Origin of the sequence: Bacillus sp. E214 (assembly GCF_008087365.1) — a bacterium.
GTDB lineage: Bacteria > Bacillota > Bacilli > Bacillales > Pradoshiaceae > Pradoshia.
In genome coordinates, this window is sequence record NZ_VENN01000001.1 from 402951 (window position 1) to 420018 (window position 17068).

Genomic DNA, 17068 nt, shown 5'->3' on the forward strand with positions numbered 1-17068 from the left:
ACAGAATCGCTAATTTGCAAAAACCAACTCTTTATGTTATATTCAAGTAAGAATTACTGCTGATACGTATGTGCTAAAGAGTGGGGAAACCCACTCTTTCGTTTGTATTAGGATGATATTCAGTCGTTTACATAGACGTAAAGGAGTGAAAGCATGAGCAAGAAAGTCACTGAGATTGTCGAGGAAATGGCTGCCCCGATCCTCGAAGAATTAAACCTCGAGCTCGTTGAAGTAGAGTATGTAAAAGAGGGCAGAAACTGGTTCCTTAGAGTGTATATCGATAAGGAAAACGGTGTGGACATTGAAGAATGCGGTATTGTTTCTGAAAGGTTGAGCGAGAAGCTCGATGAAAAAGATCCAATTTCCAATAACTATTTCCTGGAGGTTTCTTCTCCAGGTGCTGAACGCCCATTAAAAAAAGATAGCGATTTTATGAAGGCAGTCGGTAAAAATGTACATATTAAAACATATGAACCGATTGATAATGAAAAAGAGTTTGAAGGTATCTTAAAAGATTTTGATGGTGACACCGTTATAATCGAAATTAAAATTAAAACACGTAAAAAGGAAATAACTATTCCTTATGATAAGATTGCCAAGGCAAGATTAGCGATTAGTTTTTCATAAGGGTTTAAGATTGTAAGGAGGGGATTAGTAAAATGAGTAATGAATTACTCGATGCACTGACCATTTTAGAAAAGGAAAAAGGAATTTCAAGGGATGTGCTCGTAGAGGCGATTGAAGCCGCTCTTGTATCAGCCTATAAGAGAAATTTTAATCAGGCTCAAAATGTCCGTGTGGATTTTAATTTGGTGAATGGATCCATGCGTGTATTTGCTCGTAAAGAAATTGTTGATGAAGTTTTTGATTCCCGCCTTGAGATCTCTTTGGAAGAAGCAAAAAGCATCAATCCAAACTATGAAGTAGAAGATGTTCTGGAGCTTGAAGTTACACCAAAAAACTTTGGTCGTATCGCAGCTCAAACAGCTAAGCAAGTTGTAACTCAACGTGTACGTGAAGCTGAAAGAGGCATTGTATACAATGAATTTATTGACCGTGAAGAAGACATTATGACTGGAATTGTCCAACGCCGTGATTCTAAATATATATATGTAGCTCTCGGTAAAACAGAAGCATTGCTTCCAGCCAATGAGCAGATGCCGAATGAATCCTATCAACCGCATGAACGTTATAAAGTATTTCTAACAAAAGTAGAAAAAACTTCAAAAGGGCCGCAAATTTTCGTTTCACGTACACATCCGGGCCTTTTAAAGAGATTATTTGAACTTGAGGTGCCTGAGATTTTTGACGGCACAGTTGAAATTAAATCTGTTGCCCGTGAAGCAGGAGACCGCTCAAAAATATCAGTTCATACTGATAATCATGAGGTGGATCCGGTAGGTGCTTGTGTAGGTCCTAAAGGCCAACGTGTTCAAGCGATTGTAAACGAACTAAAAGGCGAAAAAATTGATATCGTAAAATGGTCAGATGACCCTGTTGTTTTCGTAGCTAATGCTTTAAGTCCTTCAAAAGTACTTGAAGTCATTGTGAATGAAGAAGAGAAGGCAACAACAGTTATTGTACCTGACTATCAGCTTTCCCTGGCAATTGGTAAACGTGGGCAAAATGCTCGCCTTGCTGCAAAGCTTACTGGGTGGAAGATAGATATTAAGAGTGAAACAGATGCGCGTGAAGCGGGAATCTATCCTGTTAATCGCCTGACTGAAGAAAGTGATGAAGACGAGCTCGAATTTAAAGGCTTTACTTTCGGACTCGATGATGAAACAGAAGAATGATCCTATTGGTGAGGTGAAAATGGTGAACAACCGAAAGAAAGTACCGCTGAGAAAATGTATCGGCACCGGTGAAATGAAACCAAAAAAAGAAATGATCCGGATTGTTCGCTCCAAGGAAGGAGAGGTTTCAATAGATCCGACCGGCAAGAAATCAGGCCGCGGGGCCTATTTGAGCCTATCTGAGGAAGCCATTAACGCTGCCAAAAAGAAGAATAGCCTATCTAATCATCTGGAGGCAGATGTAGATCCTTCTATATACGAAGAACTTTTAAAGCTGGCTGCTAAGGAGAACAAATCACGACCATGATGCAAAAACAATGGATGTCCCTTTTGGGACTCGCATATCGAGCGAGAAAAGTTATTTCCGGGGAAGAATTGGTTATAAAAGAAATACGCTCTCGTCGAGCGAAAATAGTTTTATTATCAAAAGATGCTTCTTTAAATACGGAAAAGAAAATCACCGACAAATGTCATTTTTACAAAGTACCGATATGCCGAGTTGAAAACCGAACCGTGCTTGGTCAAGCAATAGGCAAGGATTCAAGAGTGGTAGTCGCTGTACTTGATGATGGATTTGCAAAGAAATTAATCTCCTTGCTCGATTAACTAATTCGGGGGTGAAGGAATGGGTAAAGTACGTGTATATGAATATGCGAAGAAGAACAATGTTTCTAGTAAAGTGGTAATTAATAAACTTAAAGATATGGGGATTGACGTCAATAATCATATGACGGCTCTAGAGGATCAGGCAGTAGAAAAATTAGAAAAACTGTTTAATCCTAAATCGGAAAAGATAAATACCGAGAAACCTCAAAATACTAACCAAACTAGAACTAGTCAAAATCAGAACCAGAACCAAAACCGAGGAAATATAAACGGGCAACAACAAAAACAGCAAACAAATAGTAACCAGCAAAGAGGTGGCCAGCAAGCTTCAAGGCAATCTCAAAGTTCCGCAAGACCTAATCCTGGTGTAACAGCAACTAGGAATAACCAGGGAACTAATCAAAATACAAAGAATAAACCGGCATCTAAGGGTAATGAAGGGAAAAAAAGCGTGCAAGATAATCAAAAAAGAGGTAACTTCAGAAATAATCGAAATAAAAAAAATAACCAACGTCATCAAAGTAAGTCAACTTATCAACCAACACCTAGAAAAGAAAGAGAATTACCGGAGAAAATCACATTCACCGAATCTCTGTCTGTGCAGGAGTTAAGTAAAAAGATTTATCGTGAACCAAGTGAAATTATTAAAAAACTATTTATGCTTGGAGTCATGGCAACGATTAATGCAGAATTAGATAAAGATGCAATTGAACTTATTTGTGCTGATTATGGCGTAGAAGTAGAAGAAATCATTAAAATTGATGTAACAGATCTTGAAGCTGTCATTGCGGATGATGAAAATCCAGATGAAAATACAGTGGAAAGACCGGCAGTAGTTACGATTATGGGTCACGTTGACCATGGTAAAACAACATTGCTGGATGCAATCAGAAATACAAAAGTTACTGAAGGCGAAGCAGGCGGAATTACGCAGCATATCGGTGCTTATCAAGTTGAGGTAGATGGTAAGAAAATCACGTTCCTTGATACACCGGGACATGCTGCCTTCACTACAATGCGTGCGCGTGGTGCTCAAGTAACGGATATTACAATTATCGTTGTAGCTGCTGACGATGGAGTAATGCCACAAACAGTTGAAGCGATTAACCATGCTAAAGCAGCAGAGGTTCCAATTATTGTGGCAGTTAACAAGATGGATAAAGAAGGAGCTAATCCTGATCGCGTAAAACAGGAATTGGTTGAAAATGGCCTGGTACCAGAAGAGTGGGGCGGGGATACTATTTTTGTACCAATGTCTGCGAAAAAAGGTGAAGGTATCGAGACATTGCTTGAAATGATTTTACTTGTAAGTGAAGTAAATGAATATAAGGCAAATCCTAAACGTAAAGCCATTGGTACGGTTATTGAAGCGGAATTGGATAAAGGACGTGGATCTGTCGCTACTTTACTTGTTCAAAATGGAACACTGCGTATAGGAGATCCAATTGTTGTTGGAGATACTTTTGGTAAAGTACGTGCGATGGTAAATGATTTAGGCCGCCGTGTTAAAGAAGCGGGTCCATCCACTCCGATTGAAATTACCGGATTAAACGAGGTGCCTCAGGCAGGCGATCGCTTCGTTGTATTTGAAGATGAAAAAACAGCACGCCAGGTTGGGGAAGCTCGTGCTCAAAGACATATCTTAGCTTCACGTAATGAAAGCTCCCGTGTAACACTTGAAAACTTGTTTGATCAATTAAAACAAGGGGAAGTAAAAGAAATTAATATCATTGTAAAAGGTGATGTTCAAGGTTCTGTTGAAGCGGTAGCTGCTTCCTTGCAAAAAATTGAGGTTGAAGGCGTAAAAGTTAAAATTATTCATGCGGGTGTTGGTGCAATTACTGAATCCGATATTATTTTAGCGACTGCCTCTAATGCAATTGTAATTGGTTTCAACGTGCGTCCGGATGTTAATGCTAAGCGTGCTGCTGAAGCTGAAAAAGTAGATGTACGTCTGCACAGAATTATCTATAAAGCAATCGAAGAAATCGAAGCAGCGATGAAAGGGATGCTTGATCCTGAGTATGAGGAGAAAGTAATCGGTCAGGCTGAAGTTCGTCAAACCATCAAAATTTCCAAAGTAGGAACAATTGCAGGAAGCTATGTAACAGATGGTAAGATTACACGTAACAGTGGAATCCGTCTAATCCGTGAAGGCATCGTAATCTTTGAAGGTGAACTGGATACACTTAAACGCTTCAAAGATGACGTGAAAGAAGTAGCTCAAGGCTACGAATGCGGAATAACGATCAAAAACTTTAATGATATTAAAGAAGGCGATGTTATCGAAGCATATGTAATGGAAGAAATTAAAAGAGCATGATTGCTGCGGCAGAATGTGAATGTTTGATTCCTAATGCTCAATCCTTAAAGGAAAAAAGAGCGGTTCTGCAGCGCGTTATGACGCGATTAAAACAAAAATTTAATGTTTCTGTCGCAGAGGTTGACTATCAGGACATGTGGCAACGCACGGTTATCGCAATCGTGGTTGTCTCGTCGTCCAGAACCAGTTCTGAAAGGGAATTGCAAAAAGCATTATCCTACCTCGATTCTTTTCCTGAATTGGAGAGTATTGCGACAAATATAGAATGGCTTTAAAAGAGGTGAAAAATATGAGCCTTAGAGCTACCCGTGTGGGAGAGCAAATGAAAAAAGAACTCAGTGATATACTTGGCAGAAAAATCAAAGATCCACGAGTTGGATTTGTGACTGTCACAGATGTTGAAGTTTCTGGAGACCTTCAGCAAGCCAAAGTCTATATATCGGTTCTCGGTGATGCCGAAAAAAGAGAAGATACACTTAAAGGTCTTGCTAAAGCTACTGGATTTATTCGTTCTGAGCTGGGCCAGCGTATTCGATTACGAAAAACTCCGGAAATTATTTTTGAATTTGATGAGTCGATTGACTATGGAAACAGAATTGAAAATCTATTGCATCAAATTCATCAGGAAAATAAAGAACCCAATGAATAAGGACTAGGATAGACGTTATGTCTATCCCCTTTTTATATAAAAAATTAGGAGAACAGGGTGATAGTGATGGAAGAGTTAAATGGAATCCTGATTCTCAATAAACCGGCAGGATTTACTTCTCATGACTGTATTATGAAAGTCAGAAAAATACTGAGGATGAAAAAAGTCGGACATACAGGAACGTTGGATCCGGATGTCACAGGTGTACTGCCTATATGTCTTGGAAAAGCAACCAGAGTTGCGGAGTACATAACGGATGCTGGTAAAGAATACATAGGTGAAGTGACTATTGGCTGGTCCACAACCACAGAAGATGCTTCGGGCGACATGGTGGATAAGAAGGTAATTGAGAAGCCGATAAAACGTACTAAGATTATCGAGATTTTGAACTCGCTCACAGGAACGATTGTTCAAACACCTCCAATCTACTCAGCTGTTAAAGTAAATGGAAAGCGCTTGTATGAGTACGCATTAAAGGGAGAAAAGGTAGACATACCCTCGCGTAAGGTGAATATTTATGAAATTGAACTTTTGGACGATAGAGAACTATTTGAAGGTGAATCCATTTCGTTTTCTTTTCGTGTCTCATGTGGGAAAGGAACGTATATCAGAACGCTCTCCTGCATGATAGGTGACCAATTAGGTTATCCAGCCCATATGTCTAAGCTCATCAGGTCACGCTCAGCGGCTTTCACCCTTGAGGAGGCAATTACACTTGAACAGCTGGCTTTACATGCGGAGAAGGGCACTGTAAGCGATGTACTGAAGCCTATAGAAGAAGGTGTTCCCAATCTGCCGATTATTAAGGTTTCCAGTGAAATTGCAGAAAAAGTCCGTAATGGTGCTGTACTGACCTCTGACAACCTATCTGCTGAAAATACGGAGAGTCCTTTTGCTATTTTTAATGAACAAGAAGAACTAATGGCAATTTATCAGCATCATCCAGAGAAAAAAGGATTGTGTAAACCGGTTAAAGTTATTCCATTTATATAGTATGATATGGATGGAGATTGAAATTAGAGGGGAATAGAGATGAAAATAATCAATATTACACATCCCCATGACTATAAGCGGGGGGACTTTCCGCCAATAGCAGTAGCTCTTGGTTATTTTGATGGCGTTCATATTGGCCATCAAAAGGTTATTGAAACGGTAAAACAAATTGGTGAAGAAAAAGGGCTGGCAACAGCGGTGATGACATTTGATCCTCACCCATCTGTCATTTTGAATAAACATATAAAGCACGTGAGGCTTTTAACACCATTGCAGGATAAAATTGAATTAATGAAGAACATAGGGTTGGATTATCTTTTTATTGTCCAATTCACACCTGATTTTTCAAGTCTTTCACCACAAAAATTTGTGGATGATTATTTGATTTCATTGCATATTCAGCATGTGGTTGCCGGCTTTGATTATTCATATGGACAATACGGAAGAGGAACTATGGAAACTCTTCCGCACCATGCAAAGGGTATGTTTGATGTAACAACCGTGTCAAAGCAAGATATTGGAGAGGAAAAAATCAGTTCAACTCGTATTCGAGAGGAATTAATTAACGGCCATACTGAAACAATTAATCAATTATTAAGCAGGTATTTCACTGTTAAAGGATGTATTGTAGATGGAGAGAAACGCGGGAGGCTATTAGGGTTTCCTACTGCCAATATAGAAGTGGACCCCGATTATTATCTTCCTGGTACCGGAGTTTATTGCGTACGTATGAAAGTACGCGGTAATTGGTATAATGGTATATGTAATGTAGGCTATAAACCTACTTTTCATACGGAAAAAGAAGAGATTCCCACTATAGAAGTACATCTATTAGATTTTGAGGCTGATATCTATCAAGAGAGAGTTGTGGTAGAGTGGCATAAACGCATACGGAGTGAACAGAAATTCAGCTCTGTGGAACAATTGGTTACTCAGCTTGAAAAAGATAAACAATTCGCAATAGAATATTTTGGAGTGAATTAAGTACTTGCTTTTTTAACCGAGAAGTAGTATTCTTAATATCGTATGAAAAGAACCTTTCCTTGGCTAAGCGCATCACCAACGTTCGCTCAGGAATAGGGGATTTTGAAAATTTTAGGAGGTGAATTAGGATGGCATTAACGCAAGAGCGTAAAAATGAGATCATTAATGAGTACAAAACTCATGAGAGCGACACTGGTTCTCCAGAAGTTCAGATCGCTGTCCTTACTGAACAAATCAACACACTTAACGAACACTTACGCACTCACAAGAAAGATCACCACTCACGTCGCGGTCTTTTGAAAATGGTAGGTAAACGTCGTAACTTACTTACTTACCTGCGTAATAAAGACGTTACTCGTTATCGCGAATTAATCAACAAGCTTGGTTTACGTCGATAAACTACTCAGAAAAAGCGGGATTTTTCCCGCTTTTTTGTTATACATAGAGGAGAAAGAGGAAAGTTAAAGGGTAATGTCGCTTTTTAACTCGACAACTATGGAGTATACTAATATTAATTTGATTGAAATCCAACAGATCTTGTCAAAATGATGAGAAACAGGATAAATTTTGTAAGATTATTGTAAGTAGAGAGGAGCAATGAAGAAATGGAGCAAACAAAACGCACATTTTCTTTAGATTGGGCAGGACGTCCATTAACGGTTGAAATCGGCCAATTAGCAAAGCAAGCTAATGGTGCTGCTTTGATTCGCTATGGCGATTCAGCCGTATTAAGTACAGCTGTAGCTTCAAAGGAACCGAAGAATTTAGATTTCTTCCCATTAACTGTAAGCTATGAAGAAAAATTATACGCAGTAGGTAAAATCCCTGGAGGGTTCATTAAACGTGAGGGTAGACCAAGTGAAAAAGCGGTACTTACAAGTCGTCTAATCGACCGTCCAATTCGCCCGCTGTTCGCAGATGGGTTCCGTAATGATGTACAAGTAGTCAGTATGGTTCTTAGTGTAGATCAAAACTGCCCAACTGAAATGGCAGCTATGTTCGGATCCTCATTGGCACTTTGTGTTTCTGATATCCCGTTTGAAGGCCCAATTGCCGGTGTTATTGTAGGTCGCGTTGATGGAAAGTTTGTCATTAACCCAACGATCGAACAACTTGAAAACAGTGATATTCATTTAACTGTTGCAGGAACAATGGATGCTATTAACATGGTTGAAGCAGGAGCACAGGAAGTGCCGGAAGAAACCATGCTGGAAGCTATCATGTTTGGACATGATGAAATCAAGAAACTGATTGCATTCCAAAATGAGATTGTGGCTGCAGTTGGTAAAGAAAAACGTGAAATAACTCTTTATGAGCTAGATGCAGAATTAATCGAGGAAGTTAAAGGTATGTGTTTAGAAGAAATGAACACTGCTGTGCAAGTTCAAGAAAAACATGCTCGTGAAGATGCAATCAAAGCAGTAAGAGAAAAAGTTGTTGCTGTCTTTGAAGAAAAAGAAGCTGATGAAGAAAAGCTTAAGCAAGTAAATGAAATCTTGAGTAAATTGGTGAAGGATGAAGTTCGCCGTTTAATTACGGAAGAGAAAATCCGCCCTGATGGAAGAAGTCCTGAAGAAATTCGTCCATTATCCTCTGAAGTTGGCTTATTGCCTCGTACTCATGGTTCCGGATTATTTACTCGTGGACAAACTCAAGCCCTTTCTATTGCTACACTGGGTGCATTAGGAGATGTTCAGATATTGGACGGGCTTGGCCTTGAAGAGTCTAAACGTTTCATGCATCATTATAATTTCCCGCATTTCAGCGTTGGTGAAACTGGACCTATCAGAGGACCAGGCAGACGTGAAATCGGACATGGTGCATTAGGTGAGAGAGCGCTTGAGCCGGTTATTCCAAATGAAAATGATTTTCCATATACTATTCGTCTTGTGTCAGAAGTACTTGAATCTAATGGCTCTACGTCTCAGGCAAGTATTTGTGCAAGCACATTGGCATTAATGGATGCGGGTGTTCCAATTAAAGCGCCGGTAGCAGGAATTGCAATGGGTCTTATTAAAAAGGGAGAACATTATACAGTTCTTTCCGATATTCAAGGAATGGAAGACCACTTGGGAGATATGGACTTTAAAGTAGCAGGTACAGCAAAAGGTGTAACTGCACTTCAAATGGACATAAAAATTGCAGGTCTGACTCGTGAAATCTTAGAGGAAGCATTAATGCAAGCTCAAAAGGGCCGGAATCATATTCTGAATCACCTTACAAGCACATTAGAGCAGCCAAGAAAAAATCTTTCTCAATATGCGCCTAAGATTTTAACGATGGCTATTAAACCTGACAAAATCAGAGACGTTATTGGACCAAGCGGAAAACAAATCAATAAAATTATTGAAGAAACCGGTGTAAAAATTGATATCGAGCAGGATGGTACAATCTACATCGCATCCACTGATCAGGAAATGAATGAAAAGGCTAAAACGATTATTGAAGATTTGGTACGCGAAGTTGAAGTTGGCCAAATTTATCTTGGTACGGTTAAACGTATTGAGAAATTTGGATGCTTCGTTGAAATCTTCAAAGGTAAAGATGGTCTTGTCCACATTTCTGAACTGGCAGAAGAACGTGTAGGAAAAGTCGAGGATGTAGTAAAAATTGGTGATGAGATCCTTGTTAAGGTAACTGAAATAGACAGACAAGGAAGAGTCAACCTTTCTCGTAAAGCAGTTCTAAAAGAACAAAAAGAAAAAGCAGAACAGAAATAAACATGACTTGGTCGGCTAGGAGACATTGGTTTCCTAGTCTTTTAATCATGTTCATATCTAATTATGGATTCTTGCGGTTCTAACCCGTCCTACCTGCTCATACATTTTGTGTGAGGAGGAGAAGAGATGGATAAAAAATTGTTGCAATTTCTTGCATTTTGTACCATTTGCGTTATATCATGGGTGTTGGTGCAAAGCTCATTTATGGACCAATATGTAAAAGGTATTCCAAATGGAACTGTCGCTTATGTTACAAATACAAATGATGAACTGTACCAACAAATTGAACAAGCAGCTAAAACATATAATCAAGAGCCTGTAGACGCTGTTATAGATAAGGTGTGGAAGAAAACACCCGGATACAATGGCATTCAGGTCAACATTGAGAAATCTTATAAAAAGATGAAAACTAAGGGTAAATTTCAGGAAGCTCAACTCATTTTCAAAGAAAACAGCCCTAATGTTCATTTACAAGACTTGTCACCATCGCCAATATACCGTGCGAATCCAAATAAACCCGTTGTATCCTTTATTATTAATGTAGCCTGGGGTAATGAGTATATTGAAGGAATGCTGGACACTTTAAAGAGACATAAGATTCATGCTACATTTGTATTGGAAGGACGCTGGGTAAAGAATAATCCGGATCTAGCCAAGCGGATAGCAGCAGCCGGTCATGAATTAGGGAATCATTCATATACTCATCCAAATATGCAACAATTATCAGCTGCGGCTGCCGAGAAAGAAATCAGCGAAACAAACCGGGTCATCCAGGAGGTAACAGGATATACTCCTAAGCTATTTGGACCTCCGAGCGGAAGTTTTAATGATCGTACAGTTAAGGTTGCAGCAAGTCTTGGAATGGAAACCATATTATGGACAGTTGATACAGTAGATTGGAAAAAACCCACACCGGAAGTCTTAACAAAAAGGGTCCTTGACCACATACATAAAGGTGCGCTTATTCTTATGCACCCAACAGAATCAACATCAAAATCAATGGATATATTAATCAAGAACATTGAGAAGGAATATAAAATTGTACCTGTCAGTGAGGCATTCAAAGAAGAACGTATAAGTCCCTGAAGACTTTCCTGCCTTTATTTTGGCGGGAAAGTTTCTCTATGCTATAAAAATGTATACATATTGGGTATGGTAATAAAGAGGGGCATCATGAATAGGAGGAACATTTGTTGATAAAAAAATATACTTGTCAAAATGGGGTCCGTATCGTATTGGAAACAATCCCTACTGTTCGTTCAGTGGCGATTGGTATTTGGATTAAAACCGGTTCCCGAAATGAAGATTCCTTAAATAATGGAATTTCGCATTTCTTGGAGCATATGTTTTTTAAAGGAACAACAACAAGATCTGCCAAAGAAATAGCCGAATCATTTGATCGGATTGGCGGTCAGGTAAATGCTTTCACCTCAAAAGAATATACGTGCTACTATGCCAAAGTATTGGACGATCATGCACCTTATGCGCTGGATGTTCTTGGTGATATGTTCTTTAATTCTACATTTGCTGAAGAGGAATTGAAAAAAGAAAAAAATGTAGTTTGCGAAGAGATTAAGATGTATGAAGACACACCTGATGATATTGTTCATGATATTTTAAGCCAGGCTGTTTACGAAAAACACCCGCTTGGTTACCCTATTTTAGGTACAGATAAAATTCTTGATACCATTAATTCAGAGACATTGAAACAATATGTCTATAATCACTATACACCTGATAAAGTGGTAATCTCGATTGCAGGAAATGTGGATGAGAGTTTTATCAAGCAGGTTGAAGGTTTATTTGGAAGCTATGAAGGCGGTACAGCACGTCCTGAATTGGAAAAACCAACTTTCCATACCAATAAGATTGTCAGAAAAAAAGATACCGAACAAGCCCATTTATGTCTTGGGTATAACGGTTATGATATAGGCAATGAAAATATTTATAGCTTAATCACTCTGAACAATGTACTTGGAGGATCTATGAGCAGCCGTTTATTCCAAAATGTGCGAGAAGAAAAAGGGCTTGCTTACAGTGTCTATTCCTATCATACCTCCTATCAGGATAATGGTATGGTGGTTATTTATGGTGGAACAGGGGCAAATCAAGTTCATCAGCTTTATGATACAATACAGGAAACTCTTACTGAATTGCGTAATGACGGCATTACTGCCAAAGAGCTTGATAACTGTAAAGAGCAGCTGAAAGGAAGTTTGATGCTAAGCTTAGAAAGCACAAACAGCCGAATGAGCCGTAACGGTAAAAATGAGCTGTTATTGGGTAGACATCGAACTCTTGATGACATAGTTGAATTAATCGATGCTGTTTCGCTTAACAGCGTAAATCAGTGTATAGAAGATATTTTTACAGACTCCTATGCAGCAGCTTTATTGGGTCCGCAAGATGAGTGGAACTTAGATTAAAAAATAAATCTCTGGCAAGCTGGCGTGAACATCCATTGGATTTTGCGCCGGCTTGTTTTTTTGCGTGTTTGGAACAACTTTTTCTTCTAAAAGGATGTCACTCATTCATATAGTGAGATTAAGCAGAATGTGATAGGAGTGTCCTAAAATGAAGCTGAGCGAATTAAGTGGCAAAGAAATTGTGGATGTAAAAAAAGCAGAACGATTGGGCGTCCTTGGTCAAACTGACCTTGAGATCGATGAGTTAACCGGACAAATAACCGCCCTTTTAATCCCATCTGGAAAATGGTTTGGTTTTAGAAAGAATGGTGATGAGGTCCGTGTGCCATGGAGTCAAATAAAAAAGATTGGTACGGATATGGTCATCATTGATATTCCTGATGGAAATTCAATAAAGGAAACTTAAAAAACGCCGAAGGGCGTTTTTTTTTTGTTTACCTCGTTTTTATCACGTCTGGTTCCTGTATTTCATACTATGGGTTGTATGAATTGATCTTTAAAAAATAAAGAAGGTGAAAATCTTCCATGCTCACAGGAATGAATATTGCCGTTCTTGGTGGAGATGCCAGGCAGCTTGAAGTGATTCGAAAATTAACCGAGTTGGACGCAAAGGTATATTTAACAGGTTTTGAACAGTTAGCACATGCATACACGGGAGCAGTAAAGGAAAAACTGGAAGATTTGCCGGTAAAAGAGCTGGATGCGATTATTTTGCCTGTTGCTGGCACAAATATGGAAGGTAAGCTGGATACCATTTTTTCAAATATGCAAGTCATCCTGACAGAAGCTTTTTTAAAGGAGACACCGGAACATTGTACAATCTATTCCGGTATAAGCAATGATTATTTAATAAATATAACGAAACAGGCAAACCGTAAACTAGTTCAATTATTTGAACGAGATGATGTAGCTATTTATAATTCTATTCCCACAGTAGAAGGTACCATTATGATGGCCATTCAGCATACAGATTTTACGATACACGGATCAAATGTGATTGTTCTTGGATTAGGAAGAGTGGGAATGAGTGTGGCACGTGCTTTCCATGGACTCGGGGCCAAAGTTCAAGTTGGTGCCCGTAAATCAGAACATATAGCCAGAATAGAGGAAATGGGGTTAACTCCCTTCCATTTATCTGCGTTGGAATCTGTGGTTGAAAATGTGGATATTTGTATTAATACGATTCCTCACAAAATCATTACCGCAGGAATTATTTCAAGGATGCCGTCCCGAACGTTGATTATTGATTTGGCTTCGAAACCGGGCGGAACAGATTTTAGATATGCAGAAAAACGTGGAGTTAAAGCCATATTAGCACCAGGGTTACCCGGTATAGTGGCCCCAAAGACAGCCGGTCAAATTATTGCAAATGTGCTGGGACAGTTATTGTTGGATGATTTAGGAAATGGAAGGGAGACACCATGATGGATGTTAAGGGGATGAGAATAGGGTTTGGATTGACAGGATCGCACTGTACGTATGATGAAGTATATCCACAAATTGAAAAGCTAGTACATGCAGGAGCCGAGGTTGTCCCTGTTGTCAGTTATACTGTTAAAAATACCGACACAAGATTTGGCAAGGGAGAGGATTGGATAGCAAGAATAGAAAAACTGACAAACAGAAAAGCGATTGATACCATCGTCGATGCGGAGCCTTTAGGTCCCAAATATCCGTTGGATTGTATGGTGATTGCACCCCTGACAGGTGTTTCGATGAGTAAATTTGCAAATGCACAAAATGATTCACCCGTTTTAATGGCTGCAAAAGCTACACTTCGGAATCATCGCCCAGTTGTTCTCGGTATATCGACAAATGATGCCCTAGGTTTAAATGGTGTGAATTTAATGAGACTCTTAAGCACTAAGGACATATACTTCATTCCATTTGGCCAGGATGATCCTGAAAAAAAACCAAATTCTATGGTTGCCCGAATGGAAAGTCTCGTGGAAACGGTGGAATATGCTCTTGAGGCAAAACAAATCCAGCCTATTATCATCGAAAAATACAGAGATTAAAGTGCATGATTTAAAAAAAAGATATCTTATGATATATTTTATAGAAGAATATATTCATTGTTCTGAAAAGAAGGTTGCTCCTTTTATAAAAAATATATAAATAGCTATGACAGCATATCTTATTATTTCTAGTAGTTTACATGAAAATAAATACCTAATTTTATAGGAAGGGGTAACAAACATGAATGAAAAAAAATTACACGTAGCTGTAGTCGGGGCTACTGGTGCAGTTGGACAGCAAATGATTGACACTCTTCAAAAAAGGAATTTCCCTATTGGGAAGATAAGTCTGTTATCCTCTTCTCGTTCAGCAGGTAAACAAATCGAATTTAATGGAGAGACCATAACAGTACAGGAAGCAAAGCCAGAGAGCTTTGAAGGGGTAGACATTGCCCTGTTTAGTGCTGGCGGAAGTATATCTAAAGCATTAGCTCCTGAGGCTGTTAAAAGGGGTGCTATCGTTGTGGATAATACAAGTGCCTTCCGTATGGACGAAAATGTTCCGCTTGTAGTTCCTGAGGTGAATGAGGATGATCTTCGTAAGCATCAGGGAATCATAGCTAACCCTAATTGTTCGACAATCCAAATGGTAGCAGCACTTGAACCAATCAGAAAAGCCTATGGACTTAAAAAAATTATTGTTTCCACTTATCAGGCTGTTTCTGGAGCGGGTGCAGCAGCTGTTGAGGAATTAAATACGCAAGCAAGCGATATTTTAGCCGGTAAGACTGTTAATCCATCTATATTACCTGTTAAAGGTGCGGAAAAACATTATCAGATAGCTTTTAATGCTATTCCTCAGATTGATGTTTTCGGTGAGAATGGGTATACATTTGAAGAAATGAAAATGGTAAATGAAACGAAGAAAATTATGCATTTGCCGTCACTGCAGGTAGCAGCAACATGCGTTCGCCTTCCAATCGCAGTTGGTCATTCAGAATCCGTGTATATAGAAATTGAAAATAACGGTGTCAGTGCTGAGCAAGTAAAAGAAATATTACTAAATGCTCCTGGAATTGTCCTTCAGGATGATCCCGCCAATCAAGTCTATCCAATGCCGGCAGATTGTGTTGGGAAGAATGAAGTTTTTGTTGGGAGAGTAAGGAAAGATTTGGACGAAGATGCCGGGTTCCATATGTGGGTTGTTTCCGATAACCTATTAAAAGGGGCCGCCTGGAATTCTGTTCAAATTGCAGAGAGCCTTATTCGATTAGGGCTAGTGTAATTATTGAAATGATAGGATATCTTGGCCTTCTTATTTTCTCTAAAGTAGGAAGGCTCATTTTGGGGTGTAAAAAGTGAAGATCATCATTCAAAAGTTTGGCGGTACCTCTGTAAAAGATGCAGAGAGCAGAGAGTATGCGTTTCAACATATAAAAAGAGGTATAGGCAAAGGGTACAAAATAGTGGTTGTTGTATCTGCAATGGGAAGAAAAGGTGATCCATATGCAACGGATTCCTTACTTTCACTTGTTAATGAAAAAGGAATGTACTTGGGGGAACGTGAGCAGGACTTGCTATTATCTTGCGGAGAGATAATCTCAGCGGTTGTATTTACCAATATGCTCTTAGAAAAAGGAATTCGAGCGACTGCCTTAACTGGCGGACAGGCCGGTTTCAGAACAAATAATGACTATACAAATGCAAAAATAATGGAAATGAAGACCGATAGACTGATTGATGAGCTAGGAAAATCAGACGTTATCGTTGTGACTGGTTTTCAGGGTATTGCTGAAAATGGCGATATTACAACGATAGGGCGCGGCGGCAGTGATACATCTGCTGCAGCCCTTGGAGCTGCACTGAAGGCAGAGTATGTTGACATTTTTACGGATGTAGAGGGAATTATGACAGCTGATCCCCGTATTGCGGAACAAGCCAGACCGCTGTCAGTAGTAACCTATACAGAGGTATGTAACATGGCCTACCAGGGGGCTAAGGTCATTCATCCACGTGCTGTTGAAATTGCGATGCAGGCAAAGGTGCCGATGCGAATCCGTTCAACCTATGCTGAAGGTGAGGGTACGCTGGTTACAGGTCATCCGAAACACCGTCGAGGCAGTGATATACAGGAACGTCTTGTTACTGGTATTGCCCATGTAAGCAATATCACTCAGATAAAAGTAAAGGCTAAGGAAGATCAGTATGATCTGCAGGCGGAAGTCTTTACAGCGATGGCGAATTCAGGCATAAGCGTTGATTTTATTAATATTTATCCAAATGGTGCTGTGTATACTGTCTCCAACAACGATGCTAATAAGGCAATTTCGGTATTACGTGAATTAGGATATGAGCCTGGTATCCAATCAAACTGTGCCAAAGTGTCTGTCGTTGGAGCCGGGATAACGGGAGTGCCGGGAGTAACAGCGAAAATTGTTACTCCATTATCAGAACGAGGCATACAGATTCTGCAATCCGCAGATAGCCACACAACGATATGGGTATTAGTTAAAGAAGAAGATTTAGTAGAAGCTGTAAATGCTCTTCATAATGCCTTTAATCTCCATTTAATGGACGATGATCTGTTTGAATGGGAAGAACTTGCGGAATAAT

Annotated in this window: 18 protein-coding genes; all 18 read left to right on the forward strand. The window is 39.4% G+C overall.

All coding sequences use genetic code 11. The features are described 5' to 3' along the window. Nucleotides 1-153: 153 nt before the first annotated feature. The 18 genes from rimP to dapG all read left to right on the forward strand — a co-directional run bounded on the left by rimP (nucleotide 154) and on the right by dapG (nucleotide 17067). The gene (rimP, locus tag FHY47_RS01935; protein ID WP_066100348.1) at nucleotides 154-627 is read left to right on the forward strand and encodes a ribosome maturation factor RimP; all 474 of its coding nucleotides are present in this window, start codon (nucleotides 154-156) and stop codon (nucleotides 625-627) included. Between the two features lie 32 nt (nucleotides 628-659). Then, on the forward strand, nucleotides 660-1796 hold the full coding sequence (gene nusA, locus FHY47_RS01940) for a transcription termination factor NusA (protein WP_066100344.1): 1137 nt from the start codon (nucleotides 660-662) through the stop codon (nucleotides 1794-1796). Next, nucleotides 1777-2103 carry an RNase P modulator RnpM gene (rnpM, locus tag FHY47_RS01945; protein ID WP_316245980.1) on the forward strand — a complete coding sequence of 109 codons (327 nt, stop codon included), beginning with the start codon at nucleotides 1777-1779 and terminating at the stop codon, nucleotides 2101-2103. The genes nusA and rnpM overlap by 20 nt, the downstream gene beginning before the upstream one ends. Beyond that, the gene (locus FHY47_RS01950) at nucleotides 2100-2402 is read left to right on the forward strand and encodes a YlxQ family RNA-binding protein (protein ID WP_139891224.1); all 303 of its coding nucleotides are present in this window, start codon (nucleotides 2100-2102) and stop codon (nucleotides 2400-2402) included. The genes rnpM and FHY47_RS01950 overlap by 4 nt, the downstream gene beginning before the upstream one ends. A gap of 19 nt (nucleotides 2403-2421) precedes the next feature. Further along, a complete protein-coding gene (infB, locus tag FHY47_RS01955) occupies nucleotides 2422-4725 on the forward strand; it encodes a translation initiation factor IF-2 (protein ID WP_066100338.1) in 2304 nt (767 codons plus the stop codon). Continuing rightward, nucleotides 4722-5000 carry a DUF503 domain-containing protein gene (locus FHY47_RS01960; protein ID WP_066100337.1) on the forward strand — a complete coding sequence of 93 codons (279 nt, stop codon included), beginning with the start codon at nucleotides 4722-4724 and terminating at the stop codon, nucleotides 4998-5000. Before infB ends, FHY47_RS01960 begins: the two co-directional genes overlap by 4 nt. 14 nt (nucleotides 5001-5014) lie before the next feature. Continuing rightward, nucleotides 5015-5374 carry a 30S ribosome-binding factor RbfA gene (gene rbfA, locus FHY47_RS01965; protein ID WP_066102267.1) on the forward strand — a complete coding sequence of 120 codons (360 nt, stop codon included), beginning with the start codon at nucleotides 5015-5017 and terminating at the stop codon, nucleotides 5372-5374. 66 nt (nucleotides 5375-5440) lie between these two features. Next, a complete protein-coding gene (gene truB / locus FHY47_RS01970; protein ID WP_066102266.1) occupies nucleotides 5441-6367 on the forward strand; it encodes a tRNA pseudouridine(55) synthase TruB in 927 nt (308 codons plus the stop codon). 39 nt (nucleotides 6368-6406) lie between these two features. Continuing rightward, on the forward strand, nucleotides 6407-7351 hold the full coding sequence (gene ribF, locus FHY47_RS01975) for a bifunctional riboflavin kinase/FAD synthetase (RefSeq protein ID WP_066100336.1): 945 nt from the start codon (nucleotides 6407-6409) through the stop codon (nucleotides 7349-7351). A 128-nt stretch (nucleotides 7352-7479) separates the two neighbouring features. Then, nucleotides 7480-7749: a 30S ribosomal protein S15 gene (rpsO, locus tag FHY47_RS01980; protein WP_066100335.1), complete on the forward strand. Its 270-nt coding sequence runs from the start codon at nucleotides 7480-7482 to the stop codon at nucleotides 7747-7749. A gap of 207 nt (nucleotides 7750-7956) precedes the next feature. Continuing rightward, complete coding sequence (pnp, locus tag FHY47_RS01985) at nucleotides 7957-10071, forward strand: polyribonucleotide nucleotidyltransferase (protein ID WP_066100333.1); 2115 nt, start codon at nucleotides 7957-7959, stop codon at nucleotides 10069-10071. A 126-nt stretch (nucleotides 10072-10197) separates the two neighbouring features. Next, nucleotides 10198-11157, forward strand: coding sequence for a polysaccharide deacetylase family protein (locus tag FHY47_RS01990; protein WP_139891223.1), 960 nt, complete (start codon nucleotides 10198-10200; stop codon nucleotides 11155-11157). A 107-nt stretch (nucleotides 11158-11264) separates the two neighbouring features. Then, nucleotides 11265-12497, forward strand: coding sequence for a M16 family metallopeptidase (locus FHY47_RS01995; RefSeq protein ID WP_066100332.1), 1233 nt, complete (start codon nucleotides 11265-11267; stop codon nucleotides 12495-12497). Between the two features lie 148 nt (nucleotides 12498-12645). Further along, nucleotides 12646-12903 carry a YlmC/YmxH family sporulation protein gene (locus FHY47_RS02000; protein ID WP_139891221.1) on the forward strand — a complete coding sequence of 86 codons (258 nt, stop codon included), beginning with the start codon at nucleotides 12646-12648 and terminating at the stop codon, nucleotides 12901-12903. Nucleotides 12904-13022: 119 nt separating this feature from the next. Then, nucleotides 13023-13922 carry a dipicolinic acid synthetase subunit A gene (gene dpaA / locus FHY47_RS02005; protein WP_066100326.1) on the forward strand — a complete coding sequence of 300 codons (900 nt, stop codon included), beginning with the start codon at nucleotides 13023-13025 and terminating at the stop codon, nucleotides 13920-13922. Then, the gene (locus FHY47_RS02010) at nucleotides 13922-14515 is read left to right on the forward strand and encodes a dipicolinate synthase subunit B (protein WP_139891556.1); all 594 of its coding nucleotides are present in this window, start codon (nucleotides 13922-13924) and stop codon (nucleotides 14513-14515) included. The genes dpaA and FHY47_RS02010 overlap by 1 nt, the downstream gene beginning before the upstream one ends. A 181-nt stretch (nucleotides 14516-14696) precedes the next feature. Then, the gene (gene asd / locus FHY47_RS02015) at nucleotides 14697-15740 is read left to right on the forward strand and encodes an aspartate-semialdehyde dehydrogenase (protein ID WP_066100321.1); all 1044 of its coding nucleotides are present in this window, start codon (nucleotides 14697-14699) and stop codon (nucleotides 15738-15740) included. 73 nt (nucleotides 15741-15813) lie between these two features. Further along, the gene (gene dapG, locus FHY47_RS02020) at nucleotides 15814-17067 is read left to right on the forward strand and encodes an aspartate kinase (RefSeq protein ID WP_139891220.1); all 1254 of its coding nucleotides are present in this window, start codon (nucleotides 15814-15816) and stop codon (nucleotides 17065-17067) included. Nucleotide 17068 lies beyond the last annotated feature (1 nt).